The organism is Bradyrhizobium sp. SRS-191 (genome assembly GCF_024586915.1).
Lineage (GTDB): Bacteria > Pseudomonadota > Alphaproteobacteria > Rhizobiales > Xanthobacteraceae > Bradyrhizobium.
The window spans coordinates 23158-47142 of sequence record NZ_JANBVS010000011.1; the positions used below are offsets into that span (position 1 = coordinate 23158).

Consider the following 23985-nt stretch of genomic DNA (forward strand, 5'->3'; position numbering starts at 1 on the left):
ACGCATAGCCCTCAGCGTGGGCCTTGCGAACCCCGCCGACCCCCAAGGGACCACCGGTCAGGGACGGCGCGTGCTACTGGAGGCCTCCCGCCCCGGTTCCGGTCGACGAGGAATTGGCGAGCGTCCGGAGTCCGATCTGGAGCATGTAGGCATGGCTCAGAACGGGTGTGGTGACACCAGTCGTATAGTTATACGACGTTACATAGTTGGCGGCCAGCACGAAACAATCGTCCACGTAGCCCGCGCCGATCACATACTGGTTGATCTTGTTGGCAGCGAGATCCCATCGCGCGGCACCCGTCACCACCCAGTTCGGCGCGACCTTCACCGAGCCGCTGCCCAGGATGCCCTCGCGGCGGTTGAGGTAGCCGATCGCCGGATCGGCGGCATAGTTGCCGTAGGTCAGGGCGACCGACCAGCGGTCGAAATTCGCCTTCGCCTCAGCCTCGAAGCGCTGCACGTTGAGGGTCTGCTGGTCGAACCGGCTGCGCATGCTGAAAGTGTAGGTCCGGTTCGGCGAGTAATCGACCCGGGCCACGTAATCCGAGACGTTCTTGTCGAGGCCGGAACCGATGGCGGTGTTGTTCATGTCCTGGACGGCGAAGGAGTTCAGGCCGAACAGATGGTAGGACTGGCCGAACAGCACGTTGATGGTGCCGCCGCGATCGAACTGCGTGGTGGCCTGGACGCCGACATTGGCGCGGCCGCCGCCCTCGACACGGTCGTAGCCGGAGAACTTGTCGACGCTGAACAGGTTGCTGGCGTCGAACACCATGCTCTGGGCGTCCTCGTTGGGCAGCCGGCCGGCATAGGTCTCGTTCGGCCGGATGATCACCTGGGCGATCGGCTCGATCGTCGTGGTGCCCCACGGCTGAACGTTGATGAACGGATAGCGGTACTCCAGGCCGACGGTCGGCATCAGCCGCAGCGCCTGGGTGTCGCCGGTCGGCAGGAAGTTGCCGACGCCGGGCTGCGCCGTCACGTTGGCGTTGATCGCGTCGGCGCGCAGGATCGCGAACGGCGTCCAGATCTGGCCGTAGGGATCGGTGAACGACTTCCGCCACTGCGCCTGCGCGCTCAGGCGCGTGTAGGTGCCGGGTGTGGCCCGCAGCAGGCACTGCGTGGGCAGCCGCGCCATCGGGTCAGCCGACGTCGTCGTGCACAGGCCGTTGGTGTTGGCGGTCGTCGTGATCGGGTCGAACACCGCCTGTTCGCGGGTCAGATTGACGAAGTTGGTCTTGTAGCTGAACTCGCCGCCGAACACCGGATAGTTGAGCACGTTCGAGTAATCCAGCACCGGATACACGATCGGCACGGTCTGCTGGTTGCCCGAGAAGCTCAGGTAGTGGATCGCCCGGATATCGAAGAAGCTGCGGCTGCCGACGCCCGTCAGGTACAGCTGCGAGATCGCCTCCGTCGGCAGGCTCATGAACGAGTTGAACGGATCGCGGTACTGCGCGAGCCGGTAGTCCGACAGGAACGTATAGTCGGACAGCAGGATGCCGTCCCAGCCGAACACCCATTTGTCGTTGAGGGCGAACTGGCCCTTGGTGTCGACGCCGCCACGGAACTGACGGTCGCCGGGCTGGCCGGCAAACGCGTTGCGGTTCAGCTGGTCGATGCCATACAGGCGCACCTGATAGCCGCCATTGCTGAGGCGCTGGCGGAACTCGGTCTGCACCAGCACGCCCTGCTTGGAGGTGATGCGCGGCGTGAACGTCGCGTCGTAATCCGGCGCGATCGCCCAGTAATAGGGGATGTCGACACCGAAGCCGTAGCCGCCCGTCTGGGTGACGCCCGGCATCAGGAAGCCGCTCTTGCGCTTCACCGTCGGATCGGGCGTCGAGAAATAGGGGATGTAGGCCAGCGGAACGCCGAAGAACTCGAGCTGGGCGTTCTCGAAGTACAGCATCTTCTCGGTCTGGTCGTGGATGATGCGTGCACCCTTGACCTGCCACAGCGGCGGCTTCTTCGGATCGTCCTTACACGGCGCGCAGGCCGTATAAACACCGTTCTCGAAGACGGTATAATTGCCCTTGGAACGGTCGGCGCGCGTCGCCGCCATCCGCGTCTGGTCTTCGGTTTCGACGCGCAGCGAATCGACGAAGCCGTCGCGATAGTCGTCCGCCAGATCCAGGCTGTTGGCGTAGGTGATCTTACCGTCGGCGTCGGTCATGCGGATATTGCCTTCCGCATGCAGGCGCTTGGTCTTCTGGTCGTAGATCACCCGGTCGGCCTCGACCGAGGTGCCGTTGTAGAACAGCTGCACGTTGCCGACCGCCGACACGCGCGAATTGTTATAGTCGTAGTCGACCTCGGTCGCCTGGACCAGCATCTGGTTGTCGTTGGCGACGCGCGGCGGCGGCGGCTTCGGCGGCCGCGGATTGTAGGTGAAGCTCTGGGCAGCGGCAGGCGACAGCGCGCCGTCGACCGCGGCGGTGACCGCCAGGCCGAGCGTCAGCGCAAACGCGCAAGCGAGTACGGCAGACCCGGCGCAACGGGCGCGCGCGCAAGCAAGGCGCGCAACGGCATGCAGCCGGAGCGCGGCGAGCGCGGTCTGACGGACGGCAACGAACGACACTAGCCGTCCTCCTGGTAGAGCAAGGCCATAAAACCGGTGAGGCCGCCGACGAACACCGGCAGCCACGCCGCAGCGATCGGATTCATCAACGCAGCCTTGCTCAAATCTTCCGTTACTTTCGACAGCACGTAGAGCAGAAAGCCGGCGCCCACGCCACTCAAAACCATTTTTTGAACGCCACCCATACGGAAGAACCTGAGGGACACGGACGCAGCCAGCATGACCATCGCAGCCAGCAAAAACGGCTGTGCGATCAGCTTATGATACTGCAGTCGGTACCCCGCGGTCGCGAAGCCCGAGCTTTCCGACGAACGGATGTAGCTCGGCAGTTGCCAAAACGACACAGTTTCGGGGGTGGAGAAGCTGTTGCGGACCTGCGCCGGCGTCAGCGTTGTGGGCAAAATGAACGTCGGTTCGTCGACCGGCGGCGCATCGAGCGAGAATCGGCGCACCGATTTGAACACCCATTGGCCCTCGTCGAGCGTCGCCTCGCGCGCTTCGATTCGGTCCTTGAATCGATTCTTCGTATCAAAACGAAACAGCGTCAGTCCGGTCAGCCGCACGCCCTGCTGCTCGCTGCGCGCGGCGTTGATGATCACGGAGCCGTCCGGGTTGACCTGGTTCAGCCAAAAGCCCGAGGCATCCTGCACGCCGCCGCCCGGCGCGCCGCCGAACAACTCGGCTTCCATGCGCTTGGAGAGCTCGCGCAGATTGGCAGACATCGGGTTGTAGAGCGTGGTCGCCATCAGCCCGAGCATGACGGCGCTGGCCAGCGCCGGCGCAATGAACTGCCAGGCGGAGACGCCGGCGGCGCGGGCCACCACCAGCTCGAGCCGTCGCGACAGCGCCAGATAGCAGGTCATCGCGCCGATCAGCACGCAGAACGGCATCATCTTCTCGAGCAGCTGCGGCACACGAAACAGCGACGTCTCCGCGACCATCAGCGCCGATGCGGAGGCGAGCCCCGAGGTCCTGCGCACCATCTCGATGTAATCGACCAGCACCAGCAGCAGGAAAATGCTCGCGAACACGCCCACCGCCGAGACCAGGAAGCGGCCGGCGAAGTAGCGTCCGAGCGTGTTGGTGACCATGCTCATGCGGTGACCGGCCTTCTGAACAGCCGCGCGATCCGCGCATTGGAGCGGTTGATCGCCTCCATCAGCCGCGCCGGCGGCTCGATGACGACGCCGCCGATGATGACCCAGATGGACAGGCCGAGCGCGCCGAACAGCATCAGATACTGGATCAGTGCTGCGATCGGCGTCTTCACCGTCATGACCGAGCAGGCGAAGCCCGCCATGCGCACGCCGAACACGGCGAGGATGGCGCTGCCGAACGAGAAGTTGCGGCTCTGACGGGTGGTGCGCGGGGCGCCGAGAAACGCGAAGGTGAGGGCGGCGAAGGCGAACGGGTAGATCGGGGCCAGGAATCGGTCGTGCAATTCCTGCCGGAATTGTCCGGGAATCTGCTTGTAGATCGGATCGTTCTCCGAAGGCGCCATCAGCTCCCACAGATAGCGCTCGCGGATGCCGAGCGTGACGTCGCGGCCCTGATTCGAGAACTTCGACATGTCGAAGGCGTAGCGGGCGAATGCCACCATCGCCGGCTCACGCTTGCCGATCTCGAAGCGCTCCAGGTTGCCGTCCTCCAGCACCAGGAACGAGCCGTCGGCGTTCTTCACGACGGTGCCCTTCTCGGCGATGATCGTGATCCGTTCCTTGGGGTCGCGGCGGTCGTCGATCAGGATGCTCTTCAACTCGCCGCCGGGCTGGCGTTCGCCGATCCGGATCGTCAGGTTCTGGTCGAGCTGCGCAAACCGTCCGGGCTGCAGGATGTTCGTCAGCACGTCCGCGGTGATCTCGGCATCCCATTGCTTGATCCGGCGCAGGCCGTCAGGCGCGACATAGGCCGCAAGCATGGTCACCAGCAAAGCAACCACGCAGGTCGCATAGGCGAATGGCACGAACAGCCGGATCGGCGACATGCCGGCGGCGTTCATGACGATGATTTCCGAATCGGTCGCGAGCTTGTTCAGCGTATGCGACACCGCGATCATCAGCGCGATCGGCGCGATGACGCCGAGCAGGGAGGGAATCACCAGGCCGGTGATGCCGAGGAAGGTCAGGATGGTCTGGCCCTGGCTGGTCATCAGATCGATGCCGCGCAGCGCCTGGGTAATCCAGATCACGCCGGTGAGGCTGACCAGCACCAACGCAAACGACGCGAGCGTCGTGCGAAAGATGTACTTGTCGATGGACCCCATCGTGCGCGCTCGATCCCCAATCAGAAGTCCCGGAACGAGCGCTGCAGCACCCTTGAAACGGGGTCCCCAGGCTGCCTGCGCCGTTACGTTCCAAGGCCGGTGAATATCTTTACCATCCCTTTGATCCGTCGACAAAATGGCTGTGGCGTGGCGCCACGAAAATGTGGTCGAAATTTCATCGTTGTGGCCGCCCCGCCACGGGAAGACTTGGCAGCCTGCGCCCCTGCAGGCCATACTGCTGCCGGATTGGGTTCCGAACTGCTGCCATCCCCGTCTGTCCACTCGGATTTTGGCCGGTTGCGGCGGCTCTCATGTCGAAATTTTGGAGGATTGCTTGATGTCCGACACCGTCAAGGTCGGCTTCGTCCCGCTGTCGACCGCCCCGCGCGGTATCGCTGTGGCCTTTTGCGACGACCAGCTGCGGCTAGGCGTCGCGACCGGCAAGGCGCTCGGCGGAGCCTCGGACCTGATCAAGCGCGCCGCCGGAGCCGCCCGTTTCAAGGGCAAGGATGGCTCGGTGCTGGATCTCCTGGCTCCCGAGGGAATCAAGATTCAGCGCTTGATCGTGATCGGCACCGGCAAGGGCGGCGATCACAAGGAAAAGGATTTCCTCAAATATGGCGGTAGCTTAGCCGGAAAATTGAACGCCGGAACTGAAGCCGTGACAGTGTTGGCCGAGCTCCCCTCCGGGCCGATGACGCCCGACCAGGTCAGCTCGCTGGCGGCCGGCGTGAGGCTGCGGGCCTATCGGTTCGACCGCTACAAGACCAAGAAGAAGGACGAGGAGGGCGACGTCAGCGCCAATGTCTCGATTGCGGTCGCCGACGTGGCCGCGGCGAAGAAGGCGTTCGCGCCGCGCGCCCATGTGACGGACGGCGTGATTCTCGCCCGCGATCTCGTGAACGAGCCGCCGAACGTGCTCTATCCGGAAGAGTTCGCCAAGCGCGCGGCCGCGCTGCGCAAGCTCGGCGTCACCGTCGAGATCCTCGATGTCCCCGCGATGAAGAAGCTCGGCATGGGAGCGCTGCTCGGCGTCGGCCAGGGCTCGGCCCGGCCGAGCCGCACCGTGGTGATGCGCTACGACGGCGGCAAGAAGGGTGAGCAGCCGGTGGCCTTCATCGGCAAGGGCGTGTGCTTCGATACCGGCGGCATCTCGATCAAGCCGGCGGGCTCGATGGAGGACATGAAGGGCGACATGGGCGGCGCGGCCTGCGTCGTCGGCCTGATGCACGCGCTGGCGGCCCGCAAGGCCAAAGCGAACGTGATCGGCGCAATCGGCCTGGTCGAGAACATGCCGGACGGCAACGCGCAGCGCCCCGGCGACATCGTCACCTCGATGTCCGGCCAGACCATCGAGATCATCAACACCGACGCGGAAGGCCGGCTCGTGCTTGCCGATGTGCTCTGGCACGTCGCGACCAAGTACAAGCCGAAATTCATGATCGACCTGGCGACCCTGACCGGCGCGATCCTGGTCGCGCTCGGCACCGAGCATGCCGGCCTGTTTTCCAACAATGACGATCTTGCCGACAAGCTGTTGAAGGCAGGGCAGGAGACCGGCGAGAAGGTGTGGCGCATGCCGCTCGGCTCCGAATACGACAAGCTGATCGATTCGCAGTTCGCCGACATGAAGAACACCGGCGGCCGTCATGGCGGCTCGATCACGGCCGCGCAATTCCTGCAGCGCTTCGTCAACGACACGCCATGGGCGCATCTCGACATCGCCGGCACCGCGATGGGCGCGCCGAAATCCGAGATCAACCAGAGCTGGGGATCCGGCTATGGCGTGCGCCTGCTCGATCGTCTCGTCTGGGATTCCTACGAAGCGAAATCATAAGGGACATCAGCGCGCATGACCGAAGTCCTGTTCTATCATCTGCAGAACATGACCCTGGAAGGCGTGCTGCCGCCGCTGCTCGAGAAGTCGCTCGAGCGCGGCTGGCGGGTGGTGGTGCAGTCCACATCGGAGGAACGTGCAGATGCGCTCGATGCGCATCTGTGGACCTATCGTGACGATTCGTTTCTGCCGCACGCCAGCTGGCGGGTGGCCGATGTGGCCGAGCAGCCGATCGTGCTGACGATCGAGGAGAGCAATCCGAACGGCGCCCACGTGCGCTTCCTGGTAGACAACGCGCCGCTGCCGTCCGATGCGCACAGCTACGAGCGCATGGTGCTGGTGTTCAACGGCGATGATCCCGACGCGCTCGCTGCAGCGCGGTCGGCATGGACCGATTGCAAAAGCCGTGGATTCGAGGTCACCTATTGGCAGGCCGACGAGCGCGGACGCTGGCAACGTCGGCAATGATGGCGTAATGCCAAACGACGTGCCGTGATGGCTGCGCCGCGTGATTAATGATAATCTGCCGATTTACCGGCAGAGCGTTGGCAAAGTCACGAACGTGCCGCAAAGTGATGTTGGGACAACACGTTAGAATGTCCACAGGTTGCAATTCAGCAAGGTTCATCGTGCGACACCACACCAAACAGCTGACGCGCGCTCTGGCGTTCCTTGTGCTTGCCCCGGTCGTGGCCGGATGCTCGAGCACGCCCGACTTCCTCTCGAAGGATGCCGAGTGGTTCAACCGGCCGCAGCGCCTGTTCATCAGGAACATCTCCATCGACGCGCCGCCGCTGACTCCTGACAAGCCCGTCACCGCCGATGATCTGGTCAGCGCCGAGGGTGGATGTCCGGGTATGGCGCCAGCGGGCGGGGCTGCGGGTGCGAATGCGTTGAGCAACGATGCGGCCGCTGCGCCGCCGCCGGCCGCGGGCGGCTCCGTCGCGCTCGGGCACACCGAGTGCGACGTGGTGCGCGGCATCGGCGCGCCCGATAGCGTCAACATCGGCAACAATGGCGGCGACCGCCTGGCCACGGTGACCTGGCTGCGCGGCGCGCGCGCCGGCGTCTATACATTCACTGCGGGTCGTCTGACATCGGTCGAGCGCGCGCCTGACGCGGGTCCGGCGCCGAAGATGGCCAAGCCGAGCAAGGCGAAGAAGCGCGCGGGCTGAGCGCGCGCTCACCGTTCGCTTGTTTGTCGTCGTTGTTCAGTCGACGAATGCCGGTTCGTCAACCGGTCGCTTCATCATACAGCGTGCTGGCCTCCAGCCACTGCTCCTCGGCACGCGCAAGCGCGTCCGCTGCATTCGCCCTTGCCTTCGACAGTTGCGCCGCCTGCTTCGGATCGCGCGTGAAGATGTCCGGGAGCGACAACGCTCCGTCGATCTTGGCGATGATGTCGGTGATGCGGGCGATCTCGGCCTCGGCGGCGGAGATCTTCTGCTTCAGCGCGCCACGCTTGTTGTCGCCGCGCGGCCGCTCAGCCTTCTCGCTCGCCTGCGGCCGTTCCGTCTCACGCGCGGCCGTGCCGCCGCGGGAGGACAGGATCATGCGCCGGTACTCATCGAGATCGCCGTCATAGGTCTTGACCGTGCGATCGGCGACGACCCACAGCCGGTCGGCGCAGGCTTCGATCAGATAGCGGTCGTGCGACACCATGATCACCGCGCCCGGGAATTCGTTGATCGCCTCGGCGAGCGCGGCGCGGCTGTCGATATCGAGATGGTTGGTCGGCTCGTCCAGGATGATCATGTTCGGGCCGTAGAAGGTCGCAAGCCCGAGCAGCAGCCGCGCCTTCTCGCCGCCGGACAGGCTCTTCACCAGCGTGTCCGCCGCCTTGCCGGAGAAGCCGATCGCGCCGGCGCGCGCGCGCACTTTCGATTCCGGCATGTCGCCCATCAGCTTGCGGACATGGGTGTAGGGGGAGCCGTCCTCGTCGAGTTCGTCGAGCTGATGCTGGGCGAAATAGGCGATCGAGAGCTTGTCGGCGCGCGTGATCTTGCCGGAGAACGGCGCGAGCCGTCCTGCGAGCAGCTTGACCAGCGTCGACTTGCCGTTGCCGTTGGAGCCGAGCAGCGCAACGCGATCGTCATTGTCGATGCGAAGGGTGACTTTGTTGAGCACGGGCTGCGCCGGATCGTAGCCGACGGTCGCGTTGTCGACGGCGATGATCGGCGGCGACAGCAGTTTGTCCGGAGCGGGGAATGTGATCTCGCGGACGTCCTGCGTGACGAGGGCGGTGATCGGCTTCATCCGTTCCAGCATCTTGACGCGCGATTGCGCCTGGCGCGCTTTCGACGCCTTGGCCTTGAAGCGTTCGACGAACGCCTGCAAGCGCGCGCGCTCCGCCTCCTGACGCTTGACCGCCTTGGCATCGAGCATCTCGCGCGTCGCGCGCTGCTCCTCGAAGGACGAGTAGCTGCCGCGATAGAGCGTCAGCTTGCCGCGGTCGAGATGCAGGATCTGGTCGACCGACGTCTCCAGCAGGTCGCGGTCGTGGCTGATCACGATCACCGTGCGCGGATAATGCGCGAGATGATCTTCGAGCCACAGCGTGCCCTCGAGGTCGAGATAGTTGGTCGGCTCGTCCAGCAGCAGCAGGTCGGGCGCAGCAAACAGCGTGGCCGCGAGCGCGACGCGCATGCGCCAGCCGCCGGAGAATTCGGAGCAGGCGCGGGCCTGGTCGGCGGCCGAGAAGCCAAGGCCGCTGAGGATGGCCGCGGCGCGGGCCGGGGCCGAATGGGCGTCGATGTCGACGAGGCGGGTCTGGATCTCGGCGATGCGGTCGGGATCTTCGGCAGTCTCGGACTCGCGCAGCAGGGCGTCTCGCTCGAGGTCGGCCCGGAGCACGACCTCGATCAGGCTCTCGGGACCGCTCGGCGCCTCCTGCGCCAGGCTGCCGATCCGCCACCGCGGCGGCAGGCTGATGCTGCCGTTCTCCAGCGACAGTTCGCCGCGGATGGCCTTGAACAGGGTCGACTTGCCAGTGCCGTTCCGGCCGACCAGGCCGACGCGGGCGCCCGGCGGGATCTGCACCGAACTCTGGTCGATGAGAAGCCGTCCGGCGAGACGGATGGAGATGTCGGTGATGGAAAGCATGCGCGCCTTGTCACCGCGCACGCGGCCAAACGCAACCGCTTTATGCCGGTTTCAGGCGCTGGAGCCCGTCAATCGAAGCGAGCCATCGCCTCGTCCCGCTTGCGGAGCTCGTTCATCAGATGGGCCAGGGAATCGGGCAGGCTGGTGCCATCGGGCGGCAGGCTGCGCTGCAGGCGTTCGCCCACGGCCTCACAGATCGATCGGCTGGTCTTGCGATCGAGCGCCTCGCTGAATTCGGCGGTGCGGCCAGACATGACGGAGTTCCACGAGCAGTTGCAATTCAGTGCCTTATCAAGTCTTGGAGGGCTGAATTGTTTCCGTGGAAGCGCCAAGCGGCGGAAAATGGGTTGATAATGCACAAAAAAAGCCCCGGCGTGGGGGAACGCCGGGGCAATGCGAGTTCGGAGTGGCGGGGGGCGGATGCCGCTCCTAGGCTCGTAACAAGCGGTATCAGTAGCAGCGGTTCACCACGCGCCAGCGCGGTCCCCACGGCGTCGGAACGACGCGGCGCACGTAGCAGCCGCCGTAGCCGTAGCTGTAGACCGGGCCGCCGACGAAGACGCGGGGGCCGTAGAACGGCCGGTGCCAGCCGTAACCGCCGTGCCAGCCATGGTGCCAACCGCCGCCACCCCAGCCACCGTGCCAATGGGCCGATGCGGCGGTGGGAACGAGGGCGGCTGCGCCGAGGGACACGGCGGCCGCCACGATGAGGGAGAGTTTGCGCAACATGATCGTCTCCTGGATGACAGCGCTGAGAGGCGCGAATTGTCCGACGGATGAGGCGGGGAGAAGGCGGCTACCTTAGGCTGGTGGCTCGTCGTCGCCCGATACCGACAATGTAGGACATGACAGCTGAACGACGGGCGCACGAGTCCTTCAGACTATGTTCAGAATCGTGAAATTGTCGTAAGGCGTCGCCCCTCGGGACGGGCCCCCGGTCGCTTGCCGTCGACCGATCACGTCGATATAAGCCCGCAACTCACCCAAATCCCCCATCTCCAAGGACGATATCATGGCGATTGAGCGCACCTTTTCGATCATCAAGCCCGACGCGACCGAGCGTAACCTCACCGGCGCGGTCAACGCGCTGATCGAGAAGGCCGGCCTGCGCATCGTGGCCCAGAAGCGGATCCGCATGACCCGCGACCAGGCTGAGACCTTCTACGCCGTGCACAAGGCCCGCCCGTTCTTCGGCGAACTGGTCGACTTCATGATCTCCGGTCCGGTCGTGGTTCAGGTCCTGGAGGGCGAGGGCGCCATCCTGAAGTACCGTGACGTGATGGGCGCGACCGATCCGTCGAAGGCGGCCGAGGGTACCATCCGCAAGGCGCATGCGAAGTCGATCGGCGAGAACTCGGTGCACGGCTCGGACGCGGCCGAGACGGCGGCGATCGAGATCGCGCAGTTCTTCTCCGGCAACGAGATCGTCGGCTAACGTGAGCATCGCTGCGGCGGAGCCTTGCTCCGCCGCAAACCGATCGCCTGCGCGATCCCGAATTGAATGCATCTGAAAGGTCTGGCCGTGAACTGGCTGTCGCAGCTCGCCGATCCCGCCACTTACGGCCATCTCCTCGCTCAATTCGAAGCTGACCTGCAAAGCCCCGGCTTCTGGCTTGCGCTCGGCAAGATCATCTGGATCAACGTGCTGTTGTCCGGCGACAACGCGCTGGTCATCGCGCTCGCCTGCCGCGGCCTGCACGGGCGGCACCGTTTCTGGGGCATGGTCGCGGGCTCCGGCATCGCGGTTGCGCTCCGCATTGCCTTTACCGGCATCGTCGCCACTCTGATGGCGCTGCCTTATCTGAAGCTGATCGGCGGCCTTGCGCTGCTCGTGATCGCAGCCAAGCTGCTTGTTCCCGAGGACGAGAACGACGATATCGCGGCCGGCACGACGCTTTGGCATGCGGTGCGCATCGTCGCGCTCGCTGACCTCGTGATGAGCCTCGACAACGTCATCGCGGTGGCTGCCGCCGCCAACGGCCAGGCCTCACTGCTGATCATCGGCCTTGCCATGAGCATCCCGCTGATCATCGCCGGCGCCGCACTGATCATGCTCGTGCTCGATCGTTTCCCCCTGCTGGTCTGGCTCGGCGCCATGCTGCTCGGCTGGGTCGCCGGCGAGGTGATCGCCACCGATCCCGCGATCGAGCCGCTGCTGCACCATCTGCTCGACGGCACCGTCAACATCAGCATCGACGCGGCGTCGGCCCTGTGGGCGGGCAAGTCGAATTTGACCAGCCATGTCGACGTGATGGAAACCCTGATGTCGCTGCTCGGCGCGCTGGTGGTGTTGATCGCCGGCTCGATCTGGCGCGGCCGCGCGCTGCAGCACAAGGGCGAGCCCGAGATCGAAGCCGTTCCGGCGCGCGGCGTCGAACTGCCGTAGTCCAGGCGTCGAGGTCTGGGATCTCCTCCCCGCGCGCGTGATCGCGATTGCGGCCGGAGCAGAGTGACCCCGCCCAGGCTCAGGCGAGCGGCACGCTCGCCGCGTCGCTGTCTCGATTGCGGCCATGCTCGGCGACGCCGCCATCCGCGGCGACTGGCTCGCCTTGGGCAACGGCCGTGATCCGCACCGGCACCGACTTGGCCGCCGGCGTGTTGCTGCGCTCGTCGCGATGGGCGAGGGGCAGCAGGCCATTCGTCTCCGGATAATAGGCGGCGCAGCAGCCCGGCGGGATGTCGAAGCCGACGACGCGGAAGCCGCGGAGGCGGCGGTCGATGTCGTCGTGCCACACCGTGCTGAACTCGATCATCGCGCCTTCGTGCAGTCCGAGCGCGGCAATGTCGCGCGCATTCATGAACACCACCATGCGCTCGCCGCGGACGCCGCGATAGCGATCGTCGTTGGAATAGACTGTCGTGTTGAACTGGTCATGGCTGCGCAGCGTGATCAGCTGCAGATGCGGCGCCTCCGGCGCATCGTCGTCGGCGTCGATCAGGCCCTCCTTGAACAGGAAATTGGCCTTGCCCGTCGGCGTGTCCCATTTGCGCTCACGCGCGCCATTGGGCAGGCGGAATCCGCCGGGCTGGGCGATGCGGGCGTTGTAGTTGTTGAACTGCTCTGGAAACACCGCTTCGATCTTGTCGCGGATCAAACCGTAGTCGCTGACGAACGCATCCCAGTCGATCGCGGCGCGCTCCGCAACGGCAGCCTTGGCGAGGCCGCAGACGATATCAATCTCGGATTTCAGGTGCGGGCTCGCCGGTTCCAACAGGCCGACCGAGCCGTGCACCATCGAGAAACTGTCCTCGACCGTGATCGTCTGCGTCCGGCCGTTCTGGATGTCGCGCTCGGTGCGGCCGAGGCAGGGCAAGAGCCAAGACGACTGGCCGTGCGTCATGTGCGACAGGTTCGGCTTGGTCGCGACATAGACGGTCATGCGCAGCTGAGGTACTTCTGCGGCGACGCGCGCATTGTCGGGAATGGCGCGGAAGAAATTGCCGCCCATTCCGATGAAGGCGTGGACCTCGTGGGCGAGGATCGCCTCGCAGCATTGCGCGACGTCGTGGCCGGGCTCGCGCGGCGATGTGAAGCCGAACGTCGCGTCCATCTTCTGCAGGAACGGCTCCTTCGGCTTCTGATAGATGCCGACGGTGCGGTCGCCCTGCACGTTGGAATGGCCGCGGATCGGGCAGGCGCCGGCGCCCTTCCGCCCGACATTGCCGCGCAGGAACAGCAGATTCATGATCTGCTGCATGGCGTCTCCGCCGCGGCGATGCTGCGTGATCCCCATACCCCAGCAGGCGATGACGCGCTCCGCCTTCATGTAGATCTCCGCCGCAGTCTCCATGTCGGCGCGACACAGGCCGCTGTAATGCTCGAGCCGCTCCCACGGCATGTTGCGCAGATAGGCGGCGAAGGCTTCGAAGCCTTGGGTGTGACGGACGATGAACTCGTCGTCGAGAATGCGCTTGCTGCCGGTCGTCGCCTCGGCGGCGGCAAGCACCGCCTTGCAGATGCCTTGCACGGCCGCGATGTCGCCGCCGACGCGCAGCTGAAAATATTGCGATGAGATCTTCTGGCCACCGCCGGTCAGCATCTCTACCGCGTTCTGCGGATTGGCAAAGGCGATCAGGCCGCGCTCCTTCAGCGGATTGAAGGTGACGATCGGCACGCCGCGCTTGGCCATGTCGTGGAGATAGCCGAGCATGCGCGGGCTGTTGGTGCCCGGGTTCTGGCCGAAGATGAAGATCGCGTCGCAGTCCTCGAAATCGTCGAGATCCACGGTGCCCTTGCCGACGCCGATGCTCTCGGGCAGCGCCACCGTCGTGGTCTCGTGGCACATGTTCGAGCAATCGGGAAAGTTGTTGGTGCCGAGCAGGCGGCCGAACGTCTGATACAGAAAGGCAGCCTCGTTCGACGTGCGTCCGGAGGTGTAGAGCTCGATGCGCCTGGGATCGAGCGCGCGCAGCTCGGCGCCGATGGCGGCGAATGCCTCGTCCCACGTCGTGCGCTCGTATTTGTCGGTGGAGGCGTTGTAGCGCATGGGCTCAGTCAGCCGACCGACATCCTCGATGTCGTGATCGGTCCAGCCGCTGAGCTCGCTCACGGTGTGCTCGGCGAAGAACTCCGGCGTGGCGCGCTTGCGCGTCGCTTCCCAGGCCACCGCCTTGGCGCCGTTCTCGCAATATTCGAAGGTGTGCGGCTTGCGCGGATCGGGCCAGGCGCAGCTCGGGCAATCGAAGCCGCCCGGCTTGTTCATCGACAGCAGCGCGCGATTGCCACGCACGAGAATTTCCTGGCGCGCCAGATGTGTCTCGGTGGCGTTCAGCGCGCCCCAGCCGCCAGCCGGGCTGTTGACGATGGTCTTGCGAGTTTCGGCCAATCAGGCTCTCCACACGGATGCACGGAGCTTGGCCAACGTGGCACCGACAGTGCCGTTCCAATGTCGTATCGCAGGCGCTGGCTAGTGACTCGCGAGATGTCTGCTGAACAGCTCGACGATTCCATGTGGCGCGGTGTCATCGAAGAACGTCACCAGATTGCGAGCCGTTTCGGCCGCGACACGGGCGCTGCGGGCAAACAGATCACGTTCATAGGCGGCGAGCGCAGCTTCAGTGTCGTTGGGCCAGGCGATGAGCGCCCGGGCAAGCTCCGCGCCGTCGTACAAAGCGAGGTTGGCGCCTTCGCCGGCGAAGGGGGACATCAGGTGGGCAGCGTCGCCGAGGAGAGTTACGCCCGGCCTGCGATCCCAGCGGTGGCCAACGGGAAGGGCATGGATCGGGCGCAGCACGGGATCCGTTTCGCTGGCGGAGATCAGGGCTGTCAGTTGCGGCGCCCAGCCTTCGAACGCCATGGCGATACGCGCGAGGCTCGCGCGCGCATCGCTGATGTCGAACCACGCCTCCGGCTTTTGGAGGGCGGCGTAAGTGTGGAGCGTTCCATCCGCATAGCGATGCGCCAGGATGGCCTTGCCTGGGGCGGCGGCAATCAGCGTGCCCATGCCGATCACGTCCGCGCTCGCCTTGTGGCGCGTATCGCCCTCAAAGAGGCGGGTCTCGACGAAGGATACGCCTGTGTAGGCGGGCTGTGCATTGGAAACCAGCGGCCGGATCCTCGACCATGCGCCATCGGCGCCGACGAGTAGATCGGTGGTGATCGTCCTGCCGTCGGCAAAAGCGACGATGTGCCGTCCGCCGCCGATCGAGGTCGCCGACATGACCTTGTGACCCCACGCGATCCGATCCTGGGGAATGGAATCGATCAGCATCCTCCGCAGGTCGCCGCGGTCGATTTCCGGGCGCTTGACGGCGCCGCTGCCGGGATGGTCGAAAAGAATGCCCCCGTTCTGATCGACGATACGCTTGGCGTCTTCGTTGGGGCGGACGAGGCTGAGAAAGGGTTCGAACAGCCCGGCGTCCTTGAGCGCAATCTGTCCGTTATGCTCGTGAATATCCAGCAGGCCGCCTTGTCCCCGCGCCTCCGCCGACTGTTCGGCTTCGTAGACCGTGGCCGGCACGCCATGCAGATGAAGGATGCGGGCAAGCATCAGGCCGCCCAGGCCTGCGCCAATGATCGCGATCGGATGTCGCACTGTTGCGCTCCTGTTGTCGCAGACGCTCAGCTCCCAAAGGGGCCGAACGACTGAGATCGTCCCGGCGCAGGGCCGGGGGTTGGTTGGGAGACGCTGGCCGAACCGCGCAATGCGCATGGTCGGGCGTGTGCTCGACAGCCATTCGAACGTACGGGTTCGGATCAGGCCATCGTTTTTCGCGACAGCTGCCAACTATATCAGACAGGGTCGAGACGCTAGCCCTTGCGAACAGATGGATCGTGGGGCGCTGCGCGGCGGCTCCACGAGCTAGTTCAGCACCACCGAGCCGGAGCGGCCGACGAGGCGCGCGAGCTGCTTGAAGCGGCCGCCGACGCGGTCGGCGACGAGGTCGACCAGATGATGCTCGAACACCAGCATCAGCTTGCGGTCCTGGGTGCGGAAATGCGTGGCGGGCAGCACGCCGGGACGCGCGGCCGAGATCAGATGCGCAACACGGAAGGCGGTGCCGAGCAGCCGCGCGCGATCGATCTGGGCGGGGCTCAGCTGCTGCGTGAGGGCGGGGGCTGCCGCCTCGTCGCGCTGCCCCTCGTAGCGGAAGAACACCGACAGCGCGGCGAAGATACGGCCCTCATGGCTGATCGAGCCGAAATTGCCGTTGAGGATGATGCCGTAGGTCTGCTCGCCGCGATGGTCGGGATGCATCCGCCAGCCGATGTCGGACATCAGGCACGCGGCGTGGCGCAGCCGGCGCTCATCCTCGGTCTCGCGGATGTGCACGACCCGAAACAGCCGGTCGGTCCAGTCGATCAGTTCGCGCGCGTGTTGCGCCGAGCGCGACAGCAGCTCGTTCAGCCCCTGCGCGGCGCAGAGCAGGCCATCCGTGGCGCGCTCGGCATCGGGCAGCTTGGAATAGAGCAGGCCCTCGCGCACGCCGAACGTGGAGAACACCACGGTGGTCGGCTTGGCGACGCGGATGACATATTCGAGCACGAGCGCGGCATAGGCCAGTAGCGGCCGGCGCGCCTCGGCAACGGCCTCGATATCGGCCAGCATGTCCGCGGCCACCAGCCGGCGCAGCCGGCGGACGAAGGCGAGCGCGTCCGCGGCGGGGATCGCGTAGCCGTGCATGACGCCGAGCGGATAGCCGCTCTGGATGATGTGGATGCGCGCCAGCGCGCGCCAGGTGCCGCCGACCGCGTAGAAGGTGCGGTTCTCGCCGGCGGCGAGCTGCGGCAGGTCGGTGAGCGCGTCGCTCACGATCCGCTGCGCCTTCTTCAGCGACTTCTCGGCGAGGTCCTGCAGCGCCAGGCTGCCGAGTGGCAGGGTGACGCCGCTACGCACCTGGTGGCCGCGCACGTCGATCAGCTCCAGCGAGCCGCCGCCGAGGTCGCCGACGATGCCGTCGGGCTTGTGGATGCCGGAGATGACGCCGAGTGCCGAATAGCGCGCCTCCTCGGGACCGGTCAGGATCTGGATCGGAGCGCCGCAGATCTTCTCGGCCTTGGCGATGAAGTCGGGACCGTTCGAGGCGTCGCGGCAGGCGGCGGTGGCGATCGCATGGACGTGGCCTACCTTCTGCACCTTGCACAGCGCACGGAACCGCTTCAGCGCCGTCAGCGCCTTGTCCACGGCATCAGCAGCGAGCAGACCGGTGGTCTGCACCTCGCGGCCGAGCCCGCACAGCGCCTTCTCGTTGAAGACGGTGACGAGGCTGCGCTCCATCGCCTGGTAGACGACGAGACGGACCGAGTTGGAGCCGATGTCGATGACACCGACACTCGTGGCCCTTGTCATGGGCCGCTTCACCGCGTCATTCCCTTGAGAAGCAGGCCCGTGAGAAGCAGGTCGCTACGACGAGTTGCGTTCGTTCCGGCGGGTGAGCCGGCGCGGTGAGGATTCCTTGAGCGACTTTCCACGGCCGGACAGACTCGGATTCGTCATGAAGTAATTGTGCAGGTTGAACGGCTCCTCGCCCTTCGCGGCCTTCATACGCGTTGACGACCCATCCGGCAACAATTGCCAGCTCTGCTCGGTGTCCTTGAGGTTGGCGACCATGATCTGCTCCAGCACCTGCTGGTGCACGGTCGGGTTCTGCAGCGGACACAGCACCTCGACGCGGCGGTCGAGATTGCGCGGCATCATGTCGGCCGAGGAGATGTACACGGCCGCCTTGGCGCTCGGAAGGCCCTGGCCCATGCCGAAGCAGTAGATGCGGCCGTGTTCGAGGAAACGCCCGATCACCGATTTCACGCGGATGTTGTCGGACAGCCCGGGAACGCCGGGGCGCAGGCAGCAGATGCCGCGCACGATCAGCTCGATCGACACTCCGGCCTGTGAGGCCTCGTACAGCGCGTCGATGATATCGGGATCGACCAGCGAGTTCATCTTCATCCAGATCACGGCCGGCTTGCCCTGGCGGGCAAAGCTGGTCTCGCCATGGATGTGCTCGATCATGCGTTTGCGAAGCGTGAGCGGCGACACCGCCATCTTCTCGATGTCGATCGGCTCGGCATAGCCGGTGATGTAGTTGAACACGCGCGTGACGTCGCGGCCGATTACCGGGTCCGAGGTGAAGTAGGACAGGTCGGTGTAGATGCGCGCCGTGACCGGGTGATAGTTGCCGGTGCCGGTGTGGACGTAGGTCGTGAGGCCACCCCCCTCGCGGCGCACGACCATCGACAGCTTCGCATGGGTCTTCAGCTGCAGGAAGCCGTAGACGACCTGCACGCCCGCGCGTTCGAGGTCGCGCGCCCAGCGGATGTTGGCCTCCTCGTCGAACCGGGCCTTCAGCTCGACCAGCGCGGTGACCGATTTGCCGGCCTCGGCGGCTTCCACCAAGGTGCGCACGATCGGCGAATTGTTCGACGTGCGGTACAACGTCTGCTTGATCGCGACCACGTCGGGATCGCGCGCCGCCTGCTGCAGGAACTGCACGACGACGTCGAACGACTCGTAGGGATGATGGACGATCAGGTCCTTCTGCCGGATCGCAGCAAAAATATCGCCGCCATGGTCGCGCACGCGCTCGGGATGGCGCGGCACATAGGGGGCGAATTCGAGATCGGGCCGGTCGACGCGGGTCAGCTGCGACAGCTCGTTCATCGCCAGCACGCCGTCGACCACGAACACTTCGTCATCGGTGGTCGCCAGTGCGTCCTGGACGAAGAAGCGCAGCTCCTCCGGCATGTTGGCCTCGATCTCGAGCCGGATCACCGAGCCGCGGCGGCGGCGCTTGAGCGCGGTCTCGAACAGCCGCACCAGATCCTCGGCCTCTTCCTCGATCTCGATCTCGCTGTCGCGGATGATACGGAAGGCGCCCTGGCCCTTGACGGTGTAGCCGGGGAAGAGGCGGCCGATGAACAGGCTGGTCGCCTGTTCGAGCGTGATCAGGCGGATCACGCCGTCCTTGGCTCCGGGGAAGCGGATGAAGCGGTCGATCTTGCCGGGCATGCGGATCAGCGCGTTCATCGGCTTCCCGTCGGCAGTGCGGATCAGCTGCAGCGCGACGGTAAAGCCGAGGCTCGGGATGAACGGGAACGGATGCGCGGGGTCGATCGCCAGCGGCGTCAGCAGCGGGAAGATGCTGGCGAGGAAGTGGTCCTCGATCCAGGCGCGCTCCGTCTTGGTGACGTCCTGGCCGTCGACCAGCACGATGCCGAGCTCGGCGAGGAACTTGCGCAGGTCGCGCCAGATCGCCTGCTGGTCGATCGCGAGCTGAGACACGCTTTCGTTGATGACCTTGAGCTGCTCCAGCGGCGTCAGCCCGTCCGGGCTGCGCTCCGCGATGCCTTCGCGCACCTGGGCGCGGATGCCGGCGACGCGGACCATGAAGAATTCATCGAGGTTGTTGGCTGAAATCGAGAGGAAGCGCACCCGCTCCAGCGCCGGATGGCGCGGATTGACCGATTCCTCGAGCACCCGGCGGTTGAAATGCAGCCAGGACAGTTCCCGGTTGATGAAGCGCTCGGGGCTGGAGGCGATCTCGATCGTCGCCGGGGAAACCGGCTCTTTTGCTGCAATTTCAGTAATTTGCTCGGTATCCATCAGAAAATCGATCCATATCTGATCGCGACGTGAAATCAGGGCGCTCAGTCCGACCGTAGCCCAATCTCCGTGACTGGGAGATGACGTTCCCGGCACCATTGAGGTTCCGCAACCGGTCGCCGTCAAGATGGCTCACGGTCACGTGGCATCAGCTGTCGCGCAGCAACTCCGCGGCGAGCGCCCGGGTGACCGGCCGTCCCAGCCGCAAGGATTCGCCATCGAGCAGGGCGACGGTCTGGCGCGCCGCCGCGTAGGATCGCTCGATCCGGGCCGCAAGGTAGCTGACGACCGTCTCGTCGATCGCCAGCTGCCGGTCCGCCGCGAGCTTCACGATCAAGGCCCGGAACAGCTGGCCGTCCGGCGGCAGCAGCGTGACCACCGGGACGGCGCGCAGCCGGGAGCGCAGGTCGGCCAGGGCGACCGGCAGCGCCACCGGCGCCTCGCGTGCAGTGATCAGGATGTAGGCCTCGTCCTGCCGCGCCAGATTGAGCAGGTGGAAGAGGGCGCGTTCGTCGAGGTCGGTTGCCGTGAGATCCTCCAGCACCAGCGCGCCGGTAGCGAGCGCTCCGGGAACGGCACTCGCCTCGAGCGCATGGGCCGACAGCGAGCGGGCGCCCGAGCGCTCGGCCCAGATCGCGGCCAGATGACTCTTGCCGGAGCCGTCGGGACCGACCAGGAACATCGTCCGCGCCGGCCATTCCGGCCAAGCGTCGACCAGCGCGAGCCCGGCGGCGTTGCCGGGGCCTTCGAGAAAATTGTCCCGCGTCAGGCTCTCCGCATGCGGCAGCGCGAGGGCCAGTTGACGAGGGGGAATATGGCCGGCCAAGTTGACGTGCTCCGTACAGTGTCGTCGGCAGGGACGAATGAGGGCTCGGGCGCCGCCTCACCGTACCTCGATGGTGCTCATGTGGCGCACCCAGTCCACCAGGTAAAGCCCGACAGACACGAGGGTAAAGGCCGTCACCAGCACCATCAGCACGCTGTCATAGGGTTTGGGCTCGAAGCCGAAGCTGAGCGATGCCAGCACGAGCGCTGCGAATCCGACCTGCGCCCCGGTGTTCAGCTTCGACACCATCAATGGCTTCATTGCGACCGGGCGGTCGAACAGCCAGGAGACGATCACGGCGGCCACGATCATGATGTCGCGCGAGACCACCAGGATGACGATCCAGCGCGGGATGGCCCCCCAGATGCCGAGCGTGACGAAGATCGACACCAGCAGCGCCTTGTCGGCGAGCGGGTCGAGCAGGGCGCCAAGCTCGGAGCGGAGGTTGAAGCGGCGGGCCAGAAAGCCATCGACCGCATCGCTGACGCCGGCAATGACGAACACGATGAAAGCGATCTCCATCTCGCCGGCGGCGATGGCCCAGACCACGATCGGAACCAGCAGGATTCGGCCCAGCGTAATCAGGTTGGGAATAGAGTGGGGAATGGTCACGCAGCTGGTCCCGACGACAACTCGATCAATAGACAACCCGATTCCGAAGCGGCGCGAACCGGTCCGGTTCCTAGATAGGATGGGGACGGCCCCCTTGCGAGCCATTGCGCGCGGCCGGAATCCGACGTAACCAGCGGCCAAATTAGGGGTTTTGACCATGACCGAGCGCAAGAACGGGCTCACTTATGCAGATTCGGGCGTCGATATCGATGCCGGCAATCGGCTGGTCGATCTGATCAAGCCGATGGTGCGCGCCACCGCGCGTCCCGGGGCGGACGCCGAGATCGGCGGTTTCGGCGGCCTGTTCGACCTCAAGGCCGCCGGCTTCAAGGATCCGGTCCTGGTGGCCGCGACCGACGGCGTCGGCACCAAGGTCAAGATCGCGATCGAGACCGGGCTGCATGGCGGCATCGGCATCGACCTGGTGGCGATGTCGGTCAACGATCTCGTGGTGCAGGGCGCCGAGCCGCTGTTCTTCCTGGATTACTTCGCCTGCGGCAAGCTCGACCCGGAGGCGACCGCGTCGATCGTTGCCGGTATCGCCGAAGGCTGCCGGGAATCCGGCTGCGCGCTGATCGGCGGCGAGACCGCGGAAATGCCGGGCCTCTACAAGGACGGCGACTATGATCTCGGCGGCTTCGCGGTCGGCGCGGCCGAGCGCGGCACCCTGCTGCCGTCGCCGGACATCGCGGCGGGTGACGTCGTGCTCGGGCTGGCCTCATCCGGCGTGCATTCCAACGGTTATTCGCTGGTGCGCAAGATCGTCGCGCAATCGGGCCTCGGCTTCGACGCGCCGGCGCCGTTCGCGCCGGTGCTGACCTTGGGCGCCGCGCTGCTGACGCCGACGCGGCTCTATGTGAAGTCCTGCCTGCGCGCGATCCGCGAGACAGGGGCAGTGAAGGGGCTGGCGCACATCACCGGCGGCGGCTTCACCGACAACATCCCGCGCGTGCTGCCGAAGCATCTCGGCGTCTCGATCGACCTGACGCATCTGCCGGTGCTGCCGGTGTTCAAATGGCTGGCGGAGCAGGGCGGCATTGCCGAGCGCGAGCTGCTGCGCACCTTCAATTGCGGGATCGGCATGATCGTGATCGCCAAGGCCGAAGCGGTCGATGCCGTCACCGAGGTATTCACCGCCAATGGCGAGCACGTCGCCCGGCTTGGCGAGGTCGTGGCGGCCGAAGGCGAGGAGCGCGTGATCTACACCGGCGCGCTCGATCTGGCGCTGTGAGACGGGCTGTCACGATGAAGCGCCGCGTCGCCATCCTGATTTCCGGTCGCGGCTCGAACATGGCCGCCCTGATCCGCGCAGCGGCGCAGCCGGATTTCCCGGCCGAGATCGCCGTCGTGATCTCCAACCGCGGCGATGCCGCCGGCCTGCAGAAGGCGGCGGAGAGCGGGATCGCCGTCGAGGTCATCGAGAGCAAGCCGTTCGGCAAGGACCGGGCCGGCTTTGAAGCCAAGCTGCAGGCGGCGCTGGATGCGCGCGGCATCGAGATCATCTGCCTCGCCGGCTTCATGCGGCTGTTCACGGCTGAGTTCGTGCAGCACTGGTATGGCCGGATGCTGAACATCCATCCCTCGCTGCTGCCGTCCTTCCCCGGCCTCGATCCGCACGGCCAGGCGCTACGCGCCGGCGTGAAGCTGTCCGGCGCGACGGTGCATTTCGTCATTCCGGAGACGGATGCAGGTCCGATCGTGATGCAAGGCGCTGTCGTGGTCAGGGACGATGATACGCCGGAGACATTGTCGACGCGCATCCTCGGCGTCGAGCACCGCATCTATCCCGAAGCGCTGAAGCTGCTGGCAAGGGACCTCGTTCGCCTCGAAGGAGATCTGTGCCGGACGACCGCGACGGAGCAGGCGGATCAGGTCATGATCTGGCCTGTGGTCTCGTAGTTGGGCTACGAGCGAGCTCAGATCATGAAAGTGACACACTGATTGTCGCCGCGGCAAGGCTGCGCGATACTGCGCCCTCGCCCCTTGCGGGAGAGGGCAGCGCCGGCCCATCCGCGGGCTCGCTCGGGTGAGGGGTCTCTCTACGCAACGACGGTCGTGCGTCGCTCGTTTCCGTGCCGATTCCTCACAAAAAAAATCCCCGGCAGAGCCGGGGGCACATCAAGGGCTGACGAAGTCTGATGATCCGCGGAGTTAGTTTGCGCGGATCTCGTTGGCCGAAACGGCGGGCGCGCAATGGCGCCGTAGCCGGAGCATCTCAAGAGAGCTTGAGATTCTCCGCCGACGTCTTGCCGCGGCTCTCGACCAGGTCATACTCGATCGACTGGTTCTCATTGAGCGTGGTCAGTCCGGCGCGCTCGACGGCCGAGATGTGGACGAACACGTCCTTGTCTCCACCGGTCGGTTTGATGAAGCCATACCCCTTGGTCGGGTTGAACCATTTCACGCTGCCTTTGTGGGTCGGCATCGCTGTCTCCTCGTCTAGACGAAAAAAAGACGCGGTCACGCTCTCGCGTGCCACGCCACAAGCGGGCTCTCCGAAGTCTGCTGAATTTCAGTAGTGACGAAACGCACAGTCGAACGGCCAGATCCGATTGTTGTCCGGATTGCAACACGATTTTTCGGCGATAGCAAGTTTGCCGGGAAGATGAGAACGCGTCGCGGAGTCGCGGCAGCCATGAAGAGGCGTTGTGGCGCGGGAACCACGATCCTGCGCAGGGCAGGTCCAAGGGCGCTGATCGTGATTGACCGCCGCCGGGAACTGCG

The 23985-nt window shown here is 65.5% G+C and carries 20 protein-coding genes; 7 read left to right on the top strand and 13 right to left on the bottom strand.

Translation table 11 applies throughout. The features are described from left to right. Positions 1 to 73: 73 nt before the first annotated feature. From NLR35_RS20020 to lptF, 3 genes are read right to left on the bottom strand one after another with little or no spacing between them, the layout of a single operon-like run. Positions 74 to 2581: an LPS-assembly protein LptD gene (locus NLR35_RS20020; protein ID WP_257168249.1), complete on the bottom strand. Its 2508-nt coding sequence runs from the start codon at positions 2579 to 2581 to the stop codon at positions 74 to 76. Next, a complete protein-coding gene (lptG, locus tag NLR35_RS20025; protein ID WP_006613433.1) occupies positions 2581 to 3678 on the bottom strand; it encodes an LPS export ABC transporter permease LptG in 1098 nt (365 codons plus the stop codon). The genes NLR35_RS20020 and lptG overlap by 1 nt, the downstream gene beginning before the upstream one ends. Next, a complete protein-coding gene (gene lptF, locus NLR35_RS20030; protein WP_257168250.1) occupies positions 3675 to 4844 on the bottom strand; it encodes an LPS export ABC transporter permease LptF in 1170 nt (389 codons plus the stop codon). The genes lptG and lptF overlap by 4 nt, the downstream gene beginning before the upstream one ends. A 337-nt stretch (positions 4845 to 5181) precedes the next feature. Here lptF and NLR35_RS20035 point away from each other — a divergent pair, with 337 nt between their 5' ends. The 3 genes from NLR35_RS20035 to NLR35_RS20045 all read left to right on the top strand — a co-directional run bounded on the left by NLR35_RS20035 (position 5182) and on the right by NLR35_RS20045 (position 7856). Further along, on the top strand, positions 5182 to 6681 hold the full coding sequence (locus tag NLR35_RS20035; protein WP_257168251.1) for a leucyl aminopeptidase: 1500 nt from the start codon (positions 5182 to 5184) through the stop codon (positions 6679 to 6681). Between the two features lie 15 nt (positions 6682 to 6696). Next, a complete protein-coding gene (locus NLR35_RS20040; RefSeq protein ID WP_257168252.1) occupies positions 6697 to 7149 on the top strand; it encodes a DNA polymerase III subunit chi in 453 nt (150 codons plus the stop codon). 206 nt (positions 7150 to 7355) lie between these two features. Next, positions 7356 to 7856 (top strand): hypothetical protein, encoded by a 501-nt coding sequence (locus NLR35_RS20045; RefSeq protein ID WP_257168443.1) that lies wholly within the window; start codon positions 7356 to 7358, stop codon positions 7854 to 7856. A gap of 58 nt (positions 7857 to 7914) precedes the next feature. On the opposite strand, the gene NLR35_RS20050 is transcribed toward NLR35_RS20045, so the two are convergent. From NLR35_RS20050 to NLR35_RS20060, 3 genes are all read right to left on the bottom strand, one after another. After that, positions 7915 to 9783: an ATP-binding cassette domain-containing protein gene (locus NLR35_RS20050; protein WP_257168253.1), complete on the bottom strand. Its 1869-nt coding sequence runs from the start codon at positions 9781 to 9783 to the stop codon at positions 7915 to 7917. A gap of 68 nt (positions 9784 to 9851) precedes the next feature. Continuing rightward, positions 9852 to 10037 (bottom strand): hypothetical protein, encoded by a 186-nt coding sequence (locus NLR35_RS20055; RefSeq protein ID WP_257168254.1) that lies wholly within the window; start codon positions 10035 to 10037, stop codon positions 9852 to 9854. Positions 10038 to 10233: 196 nt separating this feature from the next. Beyond that, positions 10234 to 10512, bottom strand: a complete 279-nt coding sequence (locus NLR35_RS20060) for a sulfur globule protein precursor (protein WP_257168255.1) — start codon at positions 10510 to 10512, stop codon at positions 10234 to 10236. A gap of 283 nt (positions 10513 to 10795) precedes the next feature. Between NLR35_RS20060 and ndk the strand changes: the two genes are divergently transcribed. Both ndk and NLR35_RS20070 read left to right on the top strand, forming a co-directional pair. Then, positions 10796 to 11218: a nucleoside-diphosphate kinase gene (gene ndk / locus NLR35_RS20065; RefSeq protein ID WP_257168256.1), complete on the top strand. Its 423-nt coding sequence runs from the start codon at positions 10796 to 10798 to the stop codon at positions 11216 to 11218. 87 nt (positions 11219 to 11305) lie between these two features. Beyond that, positions 11306 to 12169 carry a TerC family protein gene (locus NLR35_RS20070; RefSeq protein WP_257168444.1) on the top strand — a complete coding sequence of 288 codons (864 nt, stop codon included), beginning with the start codon at positions 11306 to 11308 and terminating at the stop codon, positions 12167 to 12169. Positions 12170 to 12248: 79 nt separating this feature from the next. On the opposite strand, the gene NLR35_RS20075 is transcribed toward NLR35_RS20070, so the two are convergent. The 6 genes from NLR35_RS20075 to NLR35_RS20100 all read right to left on the bottom strand — a co-directional run bounded on the left by NLR35_RS20075 (position 12249) and on the right by NLR35_RS20100 (position 21261). Beyond that, positions 12249 to 14609 (bottom strand): FdhF/YdeP family oxidoreductase, encoded by a 2361-nt coding sequence (locus tag NLR35_RS20075; RefSeq protein WP_257168257.1) that lies wholly within the window; start codon positions 14607 to 14609, stop codon positions 12249 to 12251. Positions 14610 to 14690: 81 nt separating this feature from the next. After that, the gene (locus NLR35_RS20080) at positions 14691 to 15818 is read right to left on the bottom strand and encodes an NAD(P)/FAD-dependent oxidoreductase (RefSeq protein ID WP_257168258.1); all 1128 of its coding nucleotides are present in this window, start codon (positions 15816 to 15818) and stop codon (positions 14691 to 14693) included. 267 nt (positions 15819 to 16085) lie between these two features. Beyond that, on the bottom strand, positions 16086 to 17585 hold the full coding sequence (gene ppx, locus NLR35_RS20085; RefSeq protein WP_257168259.1) for an exopolyphosphatase: 1500 nt from the start codon (positions 17583 to 17585) through the stop codon (positions 16086 to 16088). A gap of 42 nt (positions 17586 to 17627) precedes the next feature. After that, the gene (locus NLR35_RS20090; RefSeq protein WP_257168260.1) at positions 17628 to 19823 is read right to left on the bottom strand and encodes an RNA degradosome polyphosphate kinase; all 2196 of its coding nucleotides are present in this window, start codon (positions 19821 to 19823) and stop codon (positions 17628 to 17630) included. 148 nt (positions 19824 to 19971) lie between these two features. After that, on the bottom strand, positions 19972 to 20649 hold the full coding sequence (locus tag NLR35_RS20095; protein WP_257168261.1) for a DnaA ATPase domain-containing protein: 678 nt from the start codon (positions 20647 to 20649) through the stop codon (positions 19972 to 19974). Positions 20650 to 20706: 57 nt separating this feature from the next. Beyond that, entirely contained in the window at positions 20707 to 21261 is a 555-nt protein-coding gene (locus tag NLR35_RS20100) for a CDP-alcohol phosphatidyltransferase family protein (RefSeq protein ID WP_257168445.1), read from the bottom strand. 157 nt (positions 21262 to 21418) lie between these two features. On the opposite strand from NLR35_RS20100, the gene purM reads away from it, so the two are divergent. Together purM and purN are read left to right on the top strand one after the other, a co-directional pair. Next, the gene (gene purM / locus NLR35_RS20105; protein WP_257168262.1) at positions 21419 to 22492 is read left to right on the top strand and encodes a phosphoribosylformylglycinamidine cyclo-ligase; all 1074 of its coding nucleotides are present in this window, start codon (positions 21419 to 21421) and stop codon (positions 22490 to 22492) included. A 14-nt stretch (positions 22493 to 22506) separates the two neighbouring features. Beyond that, positions 22507 to 23160, top strand: coding sequence for a phosphoribosylglycinamide formyltransferase (gene purN / locus NLR35_RS20110; RefSeq protein WP_257168263.1), 654 nt, complete (start codon positions 22507 to 22509; stop codon positions 23158 to 23160). A 316-nt stretch (positions 23161 to 23476) separates the two neighbouring features. Here the strand turns inward: purN and NLR35_RS20115 are convergent, their stop codons facing one another. Next, on the bottom strand, positions 23477 to 23686 hold the full coding sequence (locus NLR35_RS20115; RefSeq protein ID WP_257168264.1) for a cold-shock protein: 210 nt from the start codon (positions 23684 to 23686) through the stop codon (positions 23477 to 23479). Between the last annotated feature and the right edge of the window lie 299 nt (positions 23687 to 23985).

What these genes read in the sequence shown, in the direction of transcription:
- lptG (WP_006613433.1), bottom strand. Translation starts at nt 3,678, where the DNA reads ATGAGCATGGTCACCAACACGCTCGGACGCTACTTCGCCGGCCGCTTC.
- lptF (WP_257168250.1), bottom strand. Translation starts at nt 4,844, where the DNA reads ATGGGGTCCATCGACAAGTACATCTTTCGCACGACGCTCGCGTCGTTT.
- NLR35_RS20035 (WP_257168251.1), top strand. Translation starts at nt 5,182, where the DNA reads ATGTCCGACACCGTCAAGGTCGGCTTCGTCCCGCTGTCGACCGCCCCG.
- NLR35_RS20040 (WP_257168252.1), top strand. Translation starts at nt 6,697, where the DNA reads ATGACCGAAGTCCTGTTCTATCATCTGCAGAACATGACCCTGGAAGGC.
- NLR35_RS20050 (WP_257168253.1), bottom strand. Translation starts at nt 9,783, where the DNA reads ATGCTTTCCATCACCGACATCTCCATCCGTCTCGCCGGACGGCTTCTC.
- NLR35_RS20055 (WP_257168254.1), bottom strand. Translation starts at nt 10,037, where the DNA reads ATGTCTGGCCGCACCGCCGAATTCAGCGAGGCGCTCGATCGCAAGACC.
- NLR35_RS20060 (WP_257168255.1), bottom strand. Translation starts at nt 10,512, where the DNA reads ATGTTGCGCAAACTCTCCCTCATCGTGGCGGCCGCCGTGTCCCTCGGC.
- ndk (WP_257168256.1), top strand. Translation starts at nt 10,796, where the DNA reads ATGGCGATTGAGCGCACCTTTTCGATCATCAAGCCCGACGCGACCGAG.
- NLR35_RS20090 (WP_257168260.1), bottom strand. Translation starts at nt 19,823, where the DNA reads ATGGATACCGAGCAAATTACTGAAATTGCAGCAAAAGAGCCGGTTTCC.
- purM (WP_257168262.1), top strand. Translation starts at nt 21,419, where the DNA reads ATGACCGAGCGCAAGAACGGGCTCACTTATGCAGATTCGGGCGTCGAT.
- purN (WP_257168263.1), top strand. Translation starts at nt 22,507, where the DNA reads ATGAAGCGCCGCGTCGCCATCCTGATTTCCGGTCGCGGCTCGAACATG.
- NLR35_RS20115 (WP_257168264.1), bottom strand. Translation starts at nt 23,686, where the DNA reads ATGCCGACCCACAAAGGCAGCGTGAAATGGTTCAACCCGACCAAGGGG.